The sequence below is a fragment of the Bradyrhizobium sp. CSA207 genome (assembly GCF_029051685.1).
GTDB lineage: Bacteria > Pseudomonadota > Alphaproteobacteria > Rhizobiales > Xanthobacteraceae > Bradyrhizobium.
Genome location: NZ_JAACFT010000017.1, coordinates 16,030 through 32,862 on the forward strand (window position 1 = coordinate 16,030; position 16,833 = coordinate 32,862).

General features: G+C 59.9%; 13 protein-coding genes. 8 read left to right on the forward strand and 5 right to left on the reverse strand.

Annotated features, from left to right (window positions below; translation table 11 throughout):
• Window positions 1–26 precede the first annotated feature (26 nt).
• Window positions 27–2,000 (forward strand): hypothetical protein, encoded by a 1,974-nt coding sequence (locus tag GWG65_RS20065; protein WP_275197263.1) that lies wholly within the window; start codon window positions 27–29, stop codon window positions 1,998–2,000.
• A gap of 59 nt (window positions 2,001–2,059) precedes the next feature.
• Here GWG65_RS20065 and GWG65_RS20070 read toward each other — a convergent pair whose 3' ends face one another.
• On the reverse strand, window positions 2,060–2,767 hold the full coding sequence (locus tag GWG65_RS20070) for a class I SAM-dependent methyltransferase (RefSeq protein ID WP_275197264.1): 708 nt from the start codon (window positions 2,765–2,767) through the stop codon (window positions 2,060–2,062).
• A gap of 231 nt (window positions 2,768–2,998) precedes the next feature.
• Between GWG65_RS20070 and GWG65_RS20075 the strand changes: the two genes are divergently transcribed.
• Genes GWG65_RS20075 through GWG65_RS20085 form a run of 3 tightly spaced genes read left to right on the forward strand, consistent with a single transcriptional unit; the run spans window position 2,999 to window position 6,110 of the window.
• Window positions 2,999–4,012 carry a glycosyltransferase family 2 protein gene (locus GWG65_RS20075; protein WP_275197265.1) on the forward strand — a complete coding sequence of 338 codons (1,014 nt, stop codon included), beginning with the start codon at window positions 2,999–3,001 and terminating at the stop codon, window positions 4,010–4,012.
• Window positions 4,013–4,041: 29 nt separating this feature from the next.
• On the forward strand, window positions 4,042–5,151 hold the full coding sequence (locus GWG65_RS20080; protein ID WP_275197266.1) for a glycosyltransferase family 1 protein: 1,110 nt from the start codon (window positions 4,042–4,044) through the stop codon (window positions 5,149–5,151).
• Window positions 5,148–6,110: a lysylphosphatidylglycerol synthase transmembrane domain-containing protein gene (locus GWG65_RS20085; protein WP_275197267.1), complete on the forward strand. Its 963-nt coding sequence runs from the start codon at window positions 5,148–5,150 to the stop codon at window positions 6,108–6,110. The genes GWG65_RS20080 and GWG65_RS20085 overlap by 4 nt, the downstream gene beginning before the upstream one ends.
• A gap of 111 nt (window positions 6,111–6,221) precedes the next feature.
• Here the strand turns inward: GWG65_RS20085 and GWG65_RS20090 are convergent, their stop codons facing one another.
• Entirely contained in the window at window positions 6,222–8,678 is a 2,457-nt protein-coding gene (locus tag GWG65_RS20090) for a CARDB domain-containing protein (protein WP_275197268.1), read from the reverse strand.
• 202 nt (window positions 8,679–8,880) lie between these two features.
• On the opposite strand from GWG65_RS20090, the gene GWG65_RS20095 reads away from it, so the two are divergent.
• From GWG65_RS20095 to GWG65_RS20110, 4 genes are all read left to right on the forward strand, one after another.
• A complete protein-coding gene (locus tag GWG65_RS20095; RefSeq protein WP_275197269.1) occupies window positions 8,881–9,183 on the forward strand; it encodes a hypothetical protein in 303 nt (100 codons plus the stop codon).
• Between the two features lie 253 nt (window positions 9,184–9,436).
• Window positions 9,437–10,045, forward strand: a complete 609-nt coding sequence (locus GWG65_RS20100) for a hypothetical protein (protein ID WP_275197270.1) — start codon at window positions 9,437–9,439, stop codon at window positions 10,043–10,045.
• A gap of 50 nt (window positions 10,046–10,095) precedes the next feature.
• On the forward strand, window positions 10,096–11,694 hold the full coding sequence (locus GWG65_RS20105; protein ID WP_275197271.1) for a hypothetical protein: 1,599 nt from the start codon (window positions 10,096–10,098) through the stop codon (window positions 11,692–11,694).
• Window positions 11,695–11,820: 126 nt separating this feature from the next.
• Complete coding sequence (locus tag GWG65_RS20110; RefSeq protein WP_275197272.1) at window positions 11,821–12,777, forward strand: glycosyltransferase family 2 protein; 957 nt, start codon at window positions 11,821–11,823, stop codon at window positions 12,775–12,777.
• Between the two features lie 3 nt (window positions 12,778–12,780).
• Here the strand turns inward: GWG65_RS20110 and GWG65_RS20115 are convergent, their stop codons facing one another.
• Genes GWG65_RS20115 through rfbH form a run of 3 tightly spaced genes read right to left on the reverse strand, consistent with a single transcriptional unit; the run spans window position 12,781 to window position 16,812 of the window.
• Window positions 12,781–13,701, reverse strand: coding sequence for an NAD(P)-dependent oxidoreductase (locus tag GWG65_RS20115; protein ID WP_275197273.1), 921 nt, complete (start codon window positions 13,699–13,701; stop codon window positions 12,781–12,783).
• 45 nt (window positions 13,702–13,746) lie between these two features.
• Window positions 13,747–15,504, reverse strand: a complete 1,758-nt coding sequence (locus GWG65_RS20120; protein WP_275197274.1) for a thiamine pyrophosphate-binding protein — start codon at window positions 15,502–15,504, stop codon at window positions 13,747–13,749.
• Window positions 15,505–15,519: 15 nt separating this feature from the next.
• Window positions 15,520–16,812, reverse strand: a complete 1,293-nt coding sequence (gene rfbH / locus GWG65_RS20125) for a lipopolysaccharide biosynthesis protein RfbH (RefSeq protein ID WP_275197275.1) — start codon at window positions 16,810–16,812, stop codon at window positions 15,520–15,522.
• Between the last annotated feature and the right edge of the window lie 21 nt (window positions 16,813–16,833).

A 16,833-nucleotide genomic window follows, 5' to 3' on the forward strand; every position in this document is an offset into this window, starting at 1 on the left:
CTCTAGAATAAGCAGACCAGCCCACAATGTCGTACAGCAATCCCCCAGATCCGCGGCTCACGCGCATCCTCTACGTCGCCTTCGGCGTCACCATTGCAGCCTCACTTCTCACATATTTCGACGCACTGTCTCAGTACGCCACGTCCGACCAGGAGGTGACCGCGCTCCGGCTGACCAACTTCCTCAATGACCCACGATCTGCGTCGCCGTCGCAGGGATCGATGATTTCCAACATTTTTGTCGCCGGCCCCGCTAAGCTTCTCGCAGGCCTGCTCGGCTGGATCTGGCACATCGACGATCTCATCGTCTGGAACATCCACTATACGAAGATACTGCCCTTCGCGGTCTTCCAGGTCACGGCCTCGCTCGCATTCATCGTGTATCTGGCACACTCCGCGACGATACTGGCCCGCCCTCACACCGCGAACAGAACCATCGCGCTGCTCTTTGCAGTGATGGTTATCATGAACTACCCGATGCTGAAGGGGCTGGTGAAAGTCCTGAAATACGACGCGCTGTCGACGCTGTTTTCAGCAATCACGGTTCTTTGCTATTTGCGATATCGCACGACTAGGTCGTCCTCCTCAGAGACCTTTCCTGTTGCGTCGATCGGCTTCTTCGCAGCTCTCGCCTATCTCGAAAAGGATTCCACCTTCTCGAACTCGGTGCTGATCCTCCTGATAGAAGCAACACTGCTTCCCTTCTCGTCGGCTGACGGCCGAACAGCCTTGCTCCGGCTGGCACGCTTTCTCGGCATAGTCATTGCGACTTTCCTCGTAACCAGCTTTGTCGGCTCGCCCATCTTCTGGCGGCATCCCCTTCAAGTTTTGACGCTATTCTCAAGCGTTGACCAATATCTCGTAAATCTGCCGACGGGCCTCACTGTACTGAGTGCGGTGATCTTGGGCTCCTTCTACATTTTCATCCCAACGATACGACCTCTGTGGCCGGCACGGGTCAGCCTGCCGGTTTTCCAGAGAACCCTCCTGCTATTTTCCGCTGCGGCGATCGTCGTCTTCGTCGTCGCTACTGTGATGTTTCAGGAAAACATCCTTTACGATCCGACCATCGCCGGCAACGATCTGCGCCCAGAGGATCTTCAGGCCCGCTCGATCTATGTCTCGAAGCCGATCGCCCTCAGCTCGATCACGACGCTGGACCAGAGCGCCTGGATCACCCACGCCAAGGTCCTGTTCAGCATGATCAGGGTGCTGTTCTACACGCTCCCGGAGATAACCATCTTCATGATCGTGACCGCTGTTCCCCTGTTCCTGCTGCTGTCCCGCAACAACGAGAACCTCTTCAAGTCACATGCAGCAACCCTGCTTCTGCTGCTTGCCATTCCGGCCGCGACGCTGCTGGCCTACGGCGTCGGCGACGTCCCCTTCGACCCGAAATATCTCGTTCTGATCGGCCTGCTCCTGACGATCTACGGGATGTTTCCAGCACTGCTCGCCCTGACGAGGAGTCCAGGCCCTCTCGCCACGACAGCCTATCTCGCGGTGACCTGCGCTGTCCTGTGGACCGCGCTCGGCGCGGCTCCCACCTACCTGCGATACAAAAACATCCTGCGCGACCGGGTCCTCGAAAATGCGTCACCCCTCGACATGAACCATTACATCTGGTGGACATGGGCAGGCTGGGGCGAGACGACCTATGCGATCTCCCGGCACATCGAGGCGACCGCCAAACGGCCGATGACTATCGCCTTCGACTACAGACGGCCTTTCTATACGACTGCGGGCCTCGCCTGGATTCGAATTGATTTTGAAACTTGTCAGTCCCTGGCCGAACTGAAAACGATCTTGAACGGCCCCGAGGTTCGGGATGCCGATGTCCTCGTGGTCAGCAAGAACATGAGCAATCGGCGATGGTGCCTAAATCAGATCCTGCGACGAATGCGCGACCAGGCGGTCTATGTCGATCGTCAACAAGGCTTCGAATATGGCTGGTTGTTCAACTATAGCGACGTGAAACGGACATTTGGCGAAGAAGAATAAGGCACCAACGTTGCCTTCGGCATCCGCGACGAAGATAGTACCAGAATCTGCGTCCCCGGTTACTTCCTCGCCACAAGCAGGAACATAACGGCAAGTGGATTGAGCAATTCAATCGTTTCAAGCCTCTCGTGCGGCCACAGGACGTTCGCCATTCTGTTCGGACCGCGCCAATGCAGGACCCGGCTTTCCCTGACGTTGAAGCCAGTCTCCTGGAGCAGTTTTCCGATATTATTTCGTGTTACCCGAAACTGCCCCCATTCGAGCCTGTCGATGGCCGCTTTGACGAAGTTGACCGGATTCCAGACGATGGGCTCGCAAATGACGACGACACCATCCGGTCGAAGTCTCTCTCTCATGCTTTCGATGGATTTACGCGGGTCGGAGAAATGATGCATCGCGCCGCTAACATAGATCGCATCGAACATTTCGCTCGTGCTGATGAATTCGGCGGGCGACACGAGATAGTTGACCGGATATTCGCCCAACTTCTTGCGGGCCTGTTCAAGCATCTCCGACGATAGGTCGGAGAGCGTAAAACTGCGGAGGCCTGGCAGACCGCGCTGCAGGAAACGCTGCGCATGGATGCCGGTGCCGCCCCCCAGTTCCAGGACATCAAACCCGCCCGGCGATACCTTGAGATTTCGCGCAACCGCATCCGCGATCTGATCGATCTTGTAAAAATGGTTGGAATTTTGGCGATTGTAGCGATCGTCATAGTCGCGAGCGATCTTCTGGTAGTGGTCACGCTGCGCCTGAATTACGTCCATGCCTACGGTCCTCGATGATCTGTTCCTGCGCGGCGCCGCGCCCAGGCTCGCCCCGCTCGTTCGGTCTCGCCGCGTCCTCGGGATATCGCGAGCCCCCGGAGCCGTTGAAAAGCCCACCAGATCGGCTATAAAGCCGCCCAACAAGCGTCATTAAGCGTTGGGAACTGCCCCGAAAGCTCGGCGCTGACCGCCCTACTCTGTCGTCAAAAATACGATTTCAAAGGAGCCCTTTTGGAGCGCACCCAGATAAGTATCGTCGTCCCCGTATACAATGAAAGCGGGGCCCTGGCCAATCTAATTAGCGAGATCGGGGCGGTCTGTGATGCTCGCAACTACGAGTTCGAGATCATAGTTGTCGATGATGGTTCGACTGATGGTAGCGCTGAGGTCGCTGCTGGCTTGCCCGGGGTAACGGTGGTTTGTTTCCGCCGGAATTTTGGCCAGACCGCCGCCTTCGACAGCGGCTTTCACATGGCGAGATTCCCATATGTCGTTACCATGGACGGCGATGGACAAAACGACCCGAACGACATTCCGCGGATGATTGCGTATCTGGAAGAGAACGATCTCGACGTAGTGGCCGGGTGGCGGCAATCGCGGAAGGACACCTTCGGCAAGCGCATCATTTCGCGCGGCGCGAATTTGCTGCGTAAGTTGCTCCTGCGCGACAACATCCATGACAGCGGATGTTCGCTGAAGATCTTCCGTCGCGAGTGCTTCGAGAACCTCCGGCTCTACGGCGAGATGCACCGGTTCATTCCCGCCCTGCTGCAAATGCAGGGCTTTTCCGTCGGCGAGATTGCGGTCAATCATCGGCCGCGAACCAGCGGACGTTCGAAATACAACGTATTCCGAACGTTCAAGGGTCTTGCCGACATGATGCTGCTGTGGTTCTGGCGCAGCTACTCAGTGCGGCCGATCCACCTCCTGGGCAGCGTCGGTGTCTTTCTGCTTGTGATATCGGGCCTATTCGGACTGCGGACCGTGTACCTGTTCCTCCACGAGCAGAAACTTTCGAGCACGCTCGAGCCGCTCTTGACCGTGTTCACCTTCATCGCCGGGCTGCTGTTCGTATCGCTCGGAATCCTGACGGACCTTCTCATCAAGATCTACTACGCCAGAGAGAACGTTCCGTATTACTCGATCCGCAAGGTCATCCGCCCCGACTCGGTCGGCGAGAAGCCGGTCCGGATCTCAACCAGCAACGCCAGACAAGCCGACAGCGATCGTCCGCTGGTTTCCTGATGCCAAGCCGAGCAGCTTCAGAAGATCTCATGTCACCGACCAAGATCTCCGACCTGGCCGTCTCAGCCTTTCCACTCTCGAAGGGTCACAGCACCGGTCGGGGTCTCGAGCGTGTGATCGCCGAACTTGTCACCGGCCTGGAAGCCAAGGGGCAACCTTACGCTTTCTACGATCGAGGTATCATTCGAAACGAACTGTTGGCCATGACGCAGGCCGCAAGCTTCACGTTCGAACTCCGCCGCAAGAGTCACGATCTCTGGTTCGCGGTCTATCCGGTCGCTGGTATCTTTCCCATCCTGGCCGGACGCCATCCGGTCGTCACGGGACTGTACGATCTCATCCCGTTCCTTGCGACGGGCTACGACAATGCTGCCAAGTACTTCATCAAACGCCGCTGCATCGAATTTTCATGTCGCCGCAGTGACGGCATCATCGTTCCTTTTCCGTCCACGGCCAAACAGATCCGCGAGATGTTCGGGGTCCCCGCGGAGCGTATCGAAGTCATCCCGCTCGGCGTTGACCACAAAACCTTTTTCCCCGAACCTGAAGTGGAGCGACGTCCGTTCCACTTCGGCTTCCTCGGTGAGGCAAAACGCGCCAAGGGCCTGGACACGGCGATCATCGCCTTTTCGAAGATCTTGCCGCAGTTGCCCAGCGCTCATCTCTGGATCGCGAGCGACGGCAATGAGATCGAGGAGATGAAGGAACTGGCCCAACGCCTGATACCGGAATCAAACTACAAATTTCTGGGATTCATTCCCGAAGCCGAAATTCGTCGCTTCTATTGTGGCCTCGATCTCTTCCTATTCCCGTCCCGCTACGGCTTTGGAATGAGCCCTGTCGAGGCCATGGCGTGCGGAACGCCTGCGATCGCGGGACGGACTCTGGATTCGGAGGACTTCTTCACTCAGGAGCTTTCGCTGGCAGACCCGAACTCTCCCGACGAACTCGCCCAGCGTATGCTCGCCCTGTGCACCGAGCGTGACCGCTACAACGAACTCCGCGATTGGGGACTTGCGCGCGTCCAGACGTTGTCCTGGGAAAGCATGGTGCGCCGCTATCTGGCTTTCTTCGAGAGGGTCAAGGTGGACTATGCCGTTCGTCGGGGCCGAGTTGAAAGAGTTGCATCCCAGCCATGAAACGCGCGCTCGAACTGACCAGAATTCTCGGAACGTTCGTTTTCGTCGGATTGACCATTTGGCTGCTTGATGCACGCGCGATGCTCGCCGTCCTGCAGAGGATCGAGATTGAACACTTCGCGGTGGCGTGCGTGATCTCCGGCATCGTGATGATCCTTACAGGAGTCAAGTGGCGGATCATGTTGCCGAATGTCGGGCTTGGCGACATTATTCGCCTTGTCTTTATCGGGCAATTCTACAGTTTCTTCTTCTTTGGTCAGGCCAGCGGGGAAGCCGCCAAGATCTATCTCCTCTCGAAAAATGTGGGAAGCGTGTCGGGTGCCGCCGCATCGAACGTGGCTGACCGGCTAACCTCGCTGGTGGCGTTGCTCACGGTTTCGCTTGTTGGGTTTGCCAGCTCTTCAACCGATTCTCCGCGCAGTCTTCAATGGACGGTGGTCGCGGTGCTGTCGGTTTGCGTCGTCCTGCTGTTGTCTCTTCGCCTCGAAGCAGCCGCCAAGATTGCGCTGTGGATCGCGACCTGGATGGAAGGTTCGGGACGATCCCTACGATACGCAGCTCAGGCCTTGCGGAACGCGATCATGCAGTGGCATGCTTCAGTACACGACATCAGGCGCATCTCTGCCTCGCTCTTGCTTGGCGTTCTGATCCACCTTGGAAATGCCGCCGCGCTCACTATTCTCGCGGAGGGCGTACGTGTCAGTTTGTCCTTCGCCGATTGGTGCTGGATCGTCGGCATCATGAGCGTGGCCGGCTTGATCCCCCTGTCGATCGGCCAGGTCACCGCGAACGGAACGCTCGTTGGCTTGCTTCACATCGTCGGGACGCCTCTGAACGATGCGATGACCGTCTCGATCCTGAGCTTGTTCATTAACTTCCTGATTGCGGTCGCGGGCGCCTTGCTGGAATGGCTGAGAGCGAGAAAGCTCGAGGCGCTCAAGGCCGCTGCCAACGCCTGATGAATTGCGTTTGGCATTGGTAGATGCCCGGACAGACCTTCAACGCCTTCAGCATCCCAGGTACCCGAGCGTGGTCCGGAAAAATCTGCAGCGGTCTTGCGATATCACACTCTAGATAAGAAGATCGTGACCGATATGGAACAGCGCATCTGCCTGGGGCGATGACGGTGCAACCACGGTGATCTGGGTGACGTTGTGGTTGTTGTTAGTCTCGTTGCTCTCGGCGATCGCGCTGGTGTAGTCCGCAATCCCACCGATGTAATAGGTTCCTGGCGCCACGTTGGGCAGCGTCAGCGTGATCGCCTGGTGGTCGTAGTAGCCAGGCGTGCCGTTGGCCGTCAGGCCCGCAGAGGTGACGCTGGTCAGCAATGTGTCCCCTGTCGTGATCGTCGGGTCCGTGGAGAAATAGAAGCCTGAGGTCGATGGAGCAGCCGCGGCCTTGCCGAAATTCACCAACCAAAAATCGACGGTCGTGGTTCCACCCGCTGCGACGCTCGTGCGGCTGACGCTGTCGAAGGAAGCCGTCAGGTCGGGCTGCGCCGGTCCGGCCACCGTAATCTGCGTGACACTGTGATTGTTGTTGGTCTCGTTGCTCTCGGCGATCGCGTTGGTGTAGTCCGCGATCCCTCCGATGTAATAGGTTCCTGGAGCCAGATTGCCGGGCAATGCGAGCGAGATGGTCTGATGATCGAAATAGCCGGGCGCCCCATTAACCGTCAGGCCCGGTGAGGCCACGGTGGTCAGCAGGGTGTCACCGGTCGTAATCGTCGAATCCGTCGACAGGTAGAGCCCCGACGTCGATGCGGCGGCCACGGCTTTGCCGAAGTTCACCATCCAGAAATCGACGGTCGCGCTGCCCCCGGCGGCAATCGTTGTGCTGCTCACACTGTCGAAGGACGCCGTCAGGTCCGGCTTTGCCGGAGCTGTCACCGTGATCTGCGTGGCGTTGTGATTGTTATTCACCTCGTTGCTCTCGGCGATCGAATTGGTGTAGTCCGCGATCCCACCGATGTAATAGGTTCCCGGAGCCAGATTGCCAGGCAGCGTGAGCGCGACGGTCTGATGATCGAAATAGCCGGACGTCCCATTGGCGGTCAGGCCCGGTGAGGTCACCGTTGTCAGCAGGGTGTCACCGGTCGTTATCGTCGAATCCGTCGACAGATAGAACCCTGAGGTCGATGCGGCGGCCACGGCTTTGCCGAAGTTCACCATCCAGAAATCGACGGTCGCGCTGCCACCTGCCGCAATCGTCGTGCTGCTCACACTGTCGAAGGATGCCGTCAGGTCGGGCAGCAAGGGCTGAACAGCAATTGCGCTGTCAACCGGCCCGTCGGCAAACCGGAAATACTCCACACCGGAAACCGTATCGGTGCCATCCGGCGCCCCGGCGCGCTGGTCGGCCACGGTCCAGGTCAGCGAATACGCGCTGTAAGAGATGAGATAATTCGCCCTGTTGCCCGAATACACCGCAGTATCGGTCCCGGCACCGCCGATGACGGTGTCGTTGCCGCCGCCGCCGGTGATGGTGTCGTTGCCGCCCGCGCCGTTCAGCGCGTTGGCGATGGCATTGCCCAGGATCGTGTCGTTGCCGGAGCCGCCGGTCGCGTTGTCGATGTAGGAGCGCGCATCGTTGTTGTAGAGATAGGCGTTGTAGACGTTGCCGGATGCGTAATGGCCATCGCCGAGATAGGCCAGTTGCACCGAGGAGAACACCGACGACGCACCGGGCTTGAGGTTGATGCTCAGGTTCGTCGTGTAGTTCGACAGGTCGTAGGTGTCGACGCCGCCGCCGTCCCAGACTGTCTCGTAGATGCGGTTGGCCGAGCCGCCGACGCCGCCGCCCGGCGCGAGCTGCCCGACGCCGTTAATGAACTCCTGCCCCGTGATCGGATTCCAGGTGTAGACAGTGTTGCTGCTTTGGGTCGTGAAGTCCGCGCCGTACATCGTTTGGAGCGCGAGGATATCGTTGGCCATATAGGTCTGCGGATAACCATAGGCCTCGTTGGTGTAGCCCGTCAGCGGCGCGCCGACATAGCTGCGATAGCTCATGACGGTGTATTCGCTGTCGTCATGCGCGCTCGGCACCGCGACGTTGGCGACACCGCCGGTTTCCTGGCTATGCTTGAGGCCAAAGGCGTGGCCGAGTTCGTGCAACGCAGTCGTGAAATAGTAATTGCCGAGCTTTGCCTGGGTGTAGTCGTACTCAGTCCCGAACCAGACATCGCCGCCGGGCGCGTAGTTGCCGGGGTAGTAGGCGTAGGAGGTCGGATTGGCCGCCGGCGACTGCGCGATCATGAGGTCGGCGCTGCCGGTCCCGTTGTACTGGATCGAGGCGTTGGTGTAGCCGAGAATCAGTCCGATCGCGTAATTGATCGCTGCCTGCATCTGGGTCGGCGCCGAGGCAAAACCCGCTGTGGTCGGCTCGCTGTCGCCGCCGCTGTAGGGGCTGGCGTAGTCGCTCGGCGCGTCGGGAAAGCTGTAGCTGATCGTGCCGGACCATTTGTAGCCCGACAGCATGCCGTCGATGTCTGCGTTGTTGGTCTGACTGACAGTAACAGCGGTGGCCAACGGAATCTCCGAAGTAGCAAGCCCCGTTCGATTCGGGGCGCTGACAGATGATTCTAGCTTGAGAGCTAAAGGTTTGGTTTAAATTTGGCGCCTTCGCCCGGACCTCTTCAATAATGTTGAGTTAGCTATCAAATCCCGTAATCATACGGACGAGAACAAGGGTTGCTGGCTCCGAATACCTGCGCGATTTGCTAAGGAAATCATGAAGCTACGTCCACTCTCGGCCGGCCTGTTCGGCGCCCTGGTGGCGCTTTCCGGGCCGGGCCATCCACTCTCCAGAGGACTGCCTGTCATGGTCGAGAAGGCCAATGCGGACCAAGGCGGCAAAGGGGCGCACACCCCCTCGGTTCCGCCCGCCCGCGACCCTTCGGCGGCGGTCGCCGAGGAATACGAATTCGCCCGCCAAAAGGGCACGCGGGAGGCATTCGAGCTCTTCATCGCACGTCACGGCGATGATCCGCTGGCCGCCCAGGCGCGTGCCGAACTGAAGCGCCTGTCGCGCTGAGCCTTCGCGCATCGCAGCAAACGACCCAGGCAGACCCGTCAGGCGCTGCATTCGACAGGCGGACCTCTGCACCGGCACAGACTTGCCTTGCCGCATGATGTTTCAACTTCATAGCCCTCCCGCATCCGGCAGTTCGCCGAGTGGGGCGCCAGCGTGATCAAGATCGGTGCACCGGCCGAGGATGCCAGCGGCGAGCAGCCGGACGGACCGCGGGAGGGCGACTTTCAGAACTTGCACCGCGACAACTTGGGTCATGACGCTGTATCCAGTTGATTCTCGCGAAGGAAAAAGTCAGTTTGGTAAAAATTGCATTTCTGCATCAGACGACCTTTTAGAGAGTTTCGAAAACTGGGCAATGCTACAAAGTCAGGAGGATGTTGACGCTGGAATTCCGACAGCGACCATGCGAACCACAGGTCGTCCCCGCAAACTGATCGCTGGCGCTCTGATGGTGGGCGTAAGTGCAGCGCTGCTCTTCGGGCCCTATCGGAAGTTCGTCGTCAACGAATGGCGGGAGCGCGCCTTGAGCGGCCAACCATTCCTGTTCATTCCGGACTGCCCAAACGTCTCTCCCGACTTCAAATGCGGCGACAGGTACACGATCGAATATCGAAGGGCCGACGACAAAGGCTGGTGCCTGCGGGTCCTGCGCAACGACGAACAAACTCCGAGCGAGACCTGCGGCGTCGATCCCGACGCCAGCGACTTCTCCAGGTCGTGGCGCCATTTCGCCATCGGCAAGGTCCAACTCGACTATTCCTGGAGAGGACGACCACTGCTCCGTGGCACCGGATATGTTGGCTGGCTCACGACGCCCGAAGACTATGCGGATCGTCTATCCCGAAAACTATCGGTACGATGATCTGACAGCCCGTCTGGAAATCGCTTCTCCCAGCATCGAAAGTACTTCTCATGCTCAACGCGATCAACAGGATCGTCCTAGGCTGCGCCTTCGCCCTGGTTGCGGTCCTCTTCGCGGCGAACACGATCGGCGCGATCTATGGCCTCGACAGCATCGGCATGGTACAGGCGTTTGGGCTCGATGAAGCACGGTATGTGGCGAAGCTGAAGGTGAGTCTCGAGCAGACAACGCTCGATCCCGATATGTTCTTCAGCTACGGCAATCTCTACGACACCATCGGCTACTACTGTATCGCGTTCTTCGAGCGGTTCGGTTGGACCATCAATACCCAACTTGTCGGCTTCGCTCTCCGCTTCATTTCCATAGTTGCAGGCACTCTTTCTGCTCTTGCGCTGTGGAGACTAGGCGAGCATCTCGGATTGCCGAGGATCGTCGCGGCGGCCGTGGGTCTTGGTCTGGCCTCCATGCCGGATTTCGTGCTCTTTTCCCGTACGATGCACCCCGATACATTGCAGACCCTCTTCGTCATCCTTGGTCTCGGCACGTCTCTCGTCCGGCCCTCCTTCGGATTTGCGCTGCTATCGGCGTTCTGGGCCGGACTTGCCTTCAGCACAAAGTATGTCGGCGCTGCAGTCCTGCCGTTCAGCTTTCTTCCTCTCGCTCTGACCACTCTTGCAAGCCACCCATTCTCGGTTCAGATCCTGGGGAGACTGTTCCGTCAAGGCCTGTTGATGATCGCCGTCTTCGTGATTGTCTTCGCCATCACCAACCCCTACGCGGTTAGGGATTTCAACACGTTCGTCGTCACTTTCCTCTGGCAGATCAAATACAGCAGCACGGGGCATGGCATCGCGGAGGCCGCCGATCCGACGCTCTGGCTCATTCCCCTCAAACAGGAATTCGGTGTCGGGCTGATCTACCTGTTCAGCGGATGGTTCCTGGCCTGTCTGTTCCTGCTGGTCCGTGTCCGCGACCTCGGTTGGCGAGCAGTCTGTCTTTCCGGCCAGATGCGGACCAGTTTCGTGCTCGCTCTCTACGTCTTCGTTGCCTCCGCACATCTTGCGATTTCCATTCACGAGCGCGAGCCTCGCTTCACCTATCATATCGTTCCGTTCCTCCTGCTGCTGAGCACGTCAACATGGCTCGAGGCGCTACTGGTCCTGACAAGGAGATTTGTTCGGCCAGCGTTGATCACCGCAGCATTTGCAATCCTGCTGATGGCTTTCGTCTCCACTCAGGTCGGATTCGATCTGCGCGCGATGGCGGGGGCCTCCAGGAAGCCGGAAGCGGAATCGATCGCGTTCGGCAATTCCATCTCACTCAAGTACCCCGGGGGGACCAAGGTTCTGGCCGATGCCTACACCTACTTGCCGCCGGTCATGACGAACGTGACCTACACGAACCTCCAGACGGCGGAGCAACTCAGGACTGAAGCTCCCGATATCATCGTCCTCACTCGCGGAGCTACCGGCAACTACATCTGGAAGCAACCCGGGACTTCGTTTAAGGAGGGGAAATTCGTGACGGACTTACGCTATGCTGCGACCCCTCGGGCCGAAGCATATGTGAAGGACCTGCTTTCACCCGGATCAGGCTGGTCACTGGTTGCCGAGAACAGCTCTGAGGTTCTGTTTGCGCGAAACCGATGAAGCGGCGGCCTGCGAGGCGGAACAGGTGCTTCTTTGACGACGCCCACCGCTCCGACCGGGCTTGCGACGGGTGACATTTCGATTCGCAGAGCGACACCAGGGGATCATTTTAGTGAGAAGTCAGCCATGAAAACCATTAGTGTCGTGACCCCTTGTTTCAACGAAGAGCTCAACGTCAGGGACTGCTACGAAGCGGTTCGGCGAGTCTTTGACGAAAAGCTCCAGGGCTACCAGCGTGAGCACGTCTTCTGCGACAACGCCTCCGAAGACCGTACTGTGGAAATCCTGCGGGAGATCGCGGCCTCGGACAAGTCGGTGCGGATCATCGTGAACGCGCGCAATTTCGGGCCGCTCCGCAACACCTTCAACGGTGTGATGGCCTCGAGCGGCGACGCGGTACTTCTGTTCCTGCCGGCCGACCTCCAGGATCCGCCGGAACTGTTGCCCGACTTCGTCAAGCTGTGGGAAGCGGGCAGCGAGATCGTCTACGGCATTCGAGCGGTGCGAGAGGAAGGGCGAATGATGCGCGGAATCCGCAATTCCTATTACCGCGTGCTCACTCGCTTCTCCGAGATCAAGGTGCCGCCGGGCGTCGGCGACTTCCAGCTCGTCGACCGCAATGTGGTCGAGCGGATGCGACAGGTGCGTGACGGATATCCGTTCATGCGGATGATGACCTTCGAATGCGGCGGCCGCGCTGTCGGTGTGCCCTACACCTGGCGCGCGCGCAAGAAAGGGTTGTCGAAAAATCGCGCGGCGGCGCTCATCGACCAGGGGATCAATGGCCTGGTCTCCTTCACGTCGGCGCCGCTGCGGTTCGGCCTGTATGCCGGTTTCGTGCTCTCCTTCGCTAGCATCGCCTATGCCCTCGTCAACCTGCTGCTCGGCCTGCTCCTCTACCAGAGCCTTGCCGAGCCCGGCATATTGACCCTCATCGTCGCGATGTTCTTCTTCGGCGGCGTCCAGCTCTTCTTCATGGGCATGCTCGGGGAATACATCCTAGCGATCTACGGCCAGGTCCGCGAAAAGCCCGTCGTGTTCGAGCGCGAGCGCGTCAATTTCGACGGGCAGCCCAAACTTTAAGGCTCAGTTCCCGCCCTGTTCCGCGGCTTCGTGCCAGGCTAGCGTTTCACGCAGTCCCTGATCGAGCCCGACCATCGGACGCCAGCCCAAAGCTTCCAGCCGCGCCATGTTCGCGGCCAGCACCATGACCTGGTCCGGCCGATATGGCACTTCGCCAAAGCCAAGTTCGCCAGCGCCGATCAGCTCGCGCAGCCGCCTCACGGTATCGCGAAGCTGCGGGGCATCGGGACTGCCGAGATTATAGGTGCCTTGTGCCGCCGGGCTTGCGAGCACGAGGCCGACGGCGGCCGCAGCATCGCGGGCGTGCAGGAAGCCCCAGCGCTGCTCGCAGGCGGTCAGCGCCATGTGTCCATTGGCACGCAGGGTGCGGATCAGGCTCGGAATCAGCCACGCCTCGCCATCTTTCGGACCGTAGGTCGAGAATATGCGCAGCCAGACGAAGCGTAGCGTGCGCTCGGCACAGCGCCGCTCGATCATCAGGCCACTCGCGAGCTTGGCAATGCCGTATAGTGTCGTCGGGCGCGGAGCGTCGCTCTCGGCGATCGCGCGATCGTAGGGACCGTATTCGGCCTGCGATCCCGCGCCCACGAAAATCGTTGCACCTGCGTCTGCGGCGAGGCCCGCGAGCTCCACGGCATCGACGATGTTGCGCGCCTGATCCCCGCTGTTGCGTTCGCTGTTGCCCACCCCGCGCCAGGCCATGTGCACGACGGCATCCGGCGCGAAGGAACGAAGTCCATTCCCGAGCGCTGCCGGGTCATCCAGCGCGCCCTCGATGACGGTGAGGCGGTCCAGGATGGTCGCCAGCCGCCAGGGCCTGGTGCCCGGTCGCAGCAGCACAGCGACGTCATGTCCCTGCCCGACCAGGTCTTCTGCGACGTAGGACCCCAAGAAGCCAGTCGCCCCCGTCACGAATATGCGCATCGCGATTCCGCCAATGCTATGGGGTGAGCTGCTGCCGCGCGCATCCTACACGGTTCGCAGCGATGCCGGCCTCGGATAGTCAACGAAGCGGTTGCCTGCCGCGTATTCGCTTTCGCTCAGATAGGGAAACTGATCGTTGATGGGCCGTCCCATCTCGAGCTTGGGTTCGATCAGCGTGTGCTCACTCAGCATCACGTCGATCACGATTGGCCCGCCCGTGAACAAGGCCGGATCAATCTGGTCGATGCGCTCGATGCGGGCATAGCGCAGGCCGTAGGCCGCTGCGAGAGCTCCGAAATCCGGAAAACTCAGACCGTCGCGCGAGGCGCTGTAGCGGCCATGCATGTAGCTGTCCTGGAACTGCTTGATGATCCCGTACGATCCGTTGTTCATCACGATGATCGCGATATCGAGATTGTTGTGCCGGACGGTATGGAGCTCCTGGATGTTGAGATGAAATCCGCCATCGCCATTGTAGGAAATGACCTGTCGGTCCGGGCGGTCGATCTTGGCGCCAATCGCGGCCGGCAACGCGTATCCCATCGGCGAATTGCCTCCCGGATTGAACAGGGTGTGGCGCTTCACCTTGAATGCCTGGTAGAGCCAGCAAACCGCAGCACCGGTGTCGCCGATGACGATCGCGTCCTCCGCGATGATCTCGTTGACCCGGCGAATCACGTCGTAGGGCGACAGTGAGTTCAACCGCGCCGCGGAAGTGCTGACCTCCTTGTGGTAGTAGCGCTGCTTCATGTCGGCAACGTAGTCGCGCCACTCCCGGCTCATCGGCCGGGTATCGAGCCCGCGCAACACATCGGGCAGCTCGGCAAAATCCAGGTGACTGACGCGATAACCGTCGTTGCGATATTTGGCCAGTTCCTCCTCGTCGATGTCGATGACGTGGACGGTGGCGCCGGCCGCAAACTGCTTGGTGTTGCCGGAGCGTTGGCGGTTATCGAGCCGGCTGCCGAGCACGATCACGGCATCAGCGTTCTGCAAAGCGAAATTCGCGCCGCGATTTCCGTAAACGCCGATCTGCCCGAGGAAGCCGGGATGATCATGATCGAAGAAGCTCAGGCCGGCCCAGCTCGAGACGAACGGCAGACCGCTCTGCCGCAGCCAGTCCGCGACGTCGCGCTCGATACCGGCGAGCCCCACGCCTGCTCCCCAGAGAACGACCGGGCGCGTTGCATCGGCCAACGTCCGCTTCAGATCCGTCAGCACCTTCGCCGGCGCCTCGGCCGCCGGCACCAGTCTCGACGGAAGCAGGATGTCGTCGCCGACCTCGGCCTGCTGGATGTCCATGGGGACGTCAATCAACACCGGCCCCATGCGGCCCGAGGTTGCGATCGAATAGGCCTTAGCCAGTTCGTCGCGCAATTCGGCCGCGCTAGTAACCATCACGGCGTATTTCGTGACAGGCCGCACCATTTCCACGATCTTGGTTTCCTGGAACCCGGCCTGGCGCACATTCGCCCCATGGAATGCGCTGCTCTCGCGCTGGTTCACCTGACCGGTGATGTGCAGGGAGGGGATGGAATCGAAATGGGAGGTGGCAATGCCGGTGATGAGGTTGGTCGCGCCCGGGCCGGAAGTTGCCAGCGTGACGCCAACCTTGCGATTGACGCGCCAAAGCGCGTCCGCGGCCATCGCCGCGCCCTGCTCGTGCTGGAAGCAGGTGTAGCGGAGCTTCGGATGCTGCGCGATAGCATCGATCATGAAGGCGCAGGCGCCGCCTGTCAGGAGAAAGACCCGATCGCTTCCGACTCGCGCCAGGAATTCCGCAATGTACTGTGCTCCGGTCATCGCGTCATTCCCACACTAGACGCCGCTTGTCTGGGCGGCGCAGAAATCCTGGATCACCTGAAGCACGTAGTCGATATGCTCGTCGCCAAGCCCCGGATAGACGCCGATCCAGAAAGTCTGGTTCATGATCGTATCGCTGTTTGCGAGCGAGCCGTGCACGCGGAAATTCCGTCCGGTCATATAGGGTTGGCGCACCAGATTGCCGCCGAACAACAGCCGGGTGCCGATCCCGCCTTCGTTCAAATGGCGCACGATGGCGTCACGCTTGAACGGTGCGCTCTCGCGGACCGTCAGCACGAAGCCGAACCAGGACGGCTCGCTGTTCGGCGTCGGCTCGGGCAGGATGAAGAATTCCTCGAGCGGCTTGAGCCCACGCTTCAACAGATCGAAATTCCGTCGCCTGGCAGCGATGAAGCCCTCTAGATGATCGAGCTGGGATACGCCGACCGCCGCCTGCATGTCGGTGATCTTCAGATTGAAGCCGAGATGGCTATAGATGTACTTGTGGTCATAGCCATAGGGCAGTTCGCCGAGCTGCCAATCGAAGCGGCGCTGACAGGTGTTGTCCTTGCCAGGATCGCAATAGCAGTCGCGTCCCCAGTCGCGGAACGTCTCCATCGCCCTGCGCAGCACCGGATGGCTGGTGAATACGGCGCCGCCCTCGCCCATCGTGATGTGATGAGCCGGGTAGAAGCTGAGCGTGCCGATGTCGCCGAACGTACCGACGTGCCGCCCCGAGAAGGTCGCACCGAGCGCGTCGCAACAATCCTCGATCAGCCAGAGCTTGTGTCGCTTGGCGATATCGGCAATCTTGCCGACATCGAAGGGATTGCCGAGCGTGTGCGCCACCATGATCGCGCGCGTGTTCGGCGTGATCGCCTCTTCAATACGTTCCGGAATGATGTTGTAGGTGGGAATGTCCACGTCGACGAACACGGGCACCATGCCCTGTGTCATCGCGGGATTGACGGTCGTCGGAAATCCGGTCGCAGCCGTGATCACCTCGCTGCCGTGCGGAACCTGCCGGTCGCGCAGCAAGGGCGAGGTCAGGGCCGAGAAGGCCACGAGATTGGCCGAGGAGCCGGAGTTGACGGTCATGGCATAACGGGCGCCGACACGTTTGGCGAGCTTCTGCTGGAACTCCTCATTGAAACGCCCGGTGGTCAGCCAGAAGTCCAGTGCGGAATCGACCAGCGATTTGACGTCGCTCGCATCGAACACGCGCCCCGATACCGGCACGGACGACTGGCCGGCGATAAACGGTTTCGGCGCATGCGCGAGGGCGGAGTATTCCTCCACGAGTTCCATGATCGATGCCCTGATCTCTTC

Bases quoted from the DNA above. Each gene is read 5' to 3' on its own strand.
- GWG65_RS20065 (WP_275197263.1), top strand. From the start codon at position 27: ATGTCGTACAGCAATCCCCCAGATCCGCGGCTCACGCGCATCCTCTAC.
- GWG65_RS20070 (WP_275197264.1), bottom strand. From the start codon at position 2,767: ATGGACGTAATTCAGGCGCAGCGTGACCACTACCAGAAGATCGCTCGC.
- rfbH (WP_275197275.1), bottom strand. From the start codon at position 16,812: ATGGAACTCGTGGAGGAATACTCCGCCCTCGCGCATGCGCCGAAACCG.
- GWG65_RS20110 (WP_275197272.1), top strand. From the start codon at position 11,821: ATGAAAACCATTAGTGTCGTGACCCCTTGTTTCAACGAAGAGCTCAAC.
- GWG65_RS20085 (WP_275197267.1), top strand. From the start codon at position 5,148: ATGAAACGCGCGCTCGAACTGACCAGAATTCTCGGAACGTTCGTTTTC.
- GWG65_RS20105 (WP_275197271.1), top strand. From the start codon at position 10,096: ATGCTCAACGCGATCAACAGGATCGTCCTAGGCTGCGCCTTCGCCCTG.
- GWG65_RS20080 (WP_275197266.1), top strand. From the start codon at position 4,042: ATGTCACCGACCAAGATCTCCGACCTGGCCGTCTCAGCCTTTCCACTC.
- GWG65_RS20115 (WP_275197273.1), bottom strand. From the start codon at position 13,701: ATGCGCATATTCGTGACGGGGGCGACTGGCTTCTTGGGGTCCTACGTC.
- GWG65_RS20095 (WP_275197269.1), top strand. From the start codon at position 8,881: ATGAAGCTACGTCCACTCTCGGCCGGCCTGTTCGGCGCCCTGGTGGCG.
- GWG65_RS20100 (WP_275197270.1), top strand. From the start codon at position 9,437: ATGACGCTGTATCCAGTTGATTCTCGCGAAGGAAAAAGTCAGTTTGGT.
- GWG65_RS20120 (WP_275197274.1), bottom strand. From the start codon at position 15,504: ATGACCGGAGCACAGTACATTGCGGAATTCCTGGCGCGAGTCGGAAGC.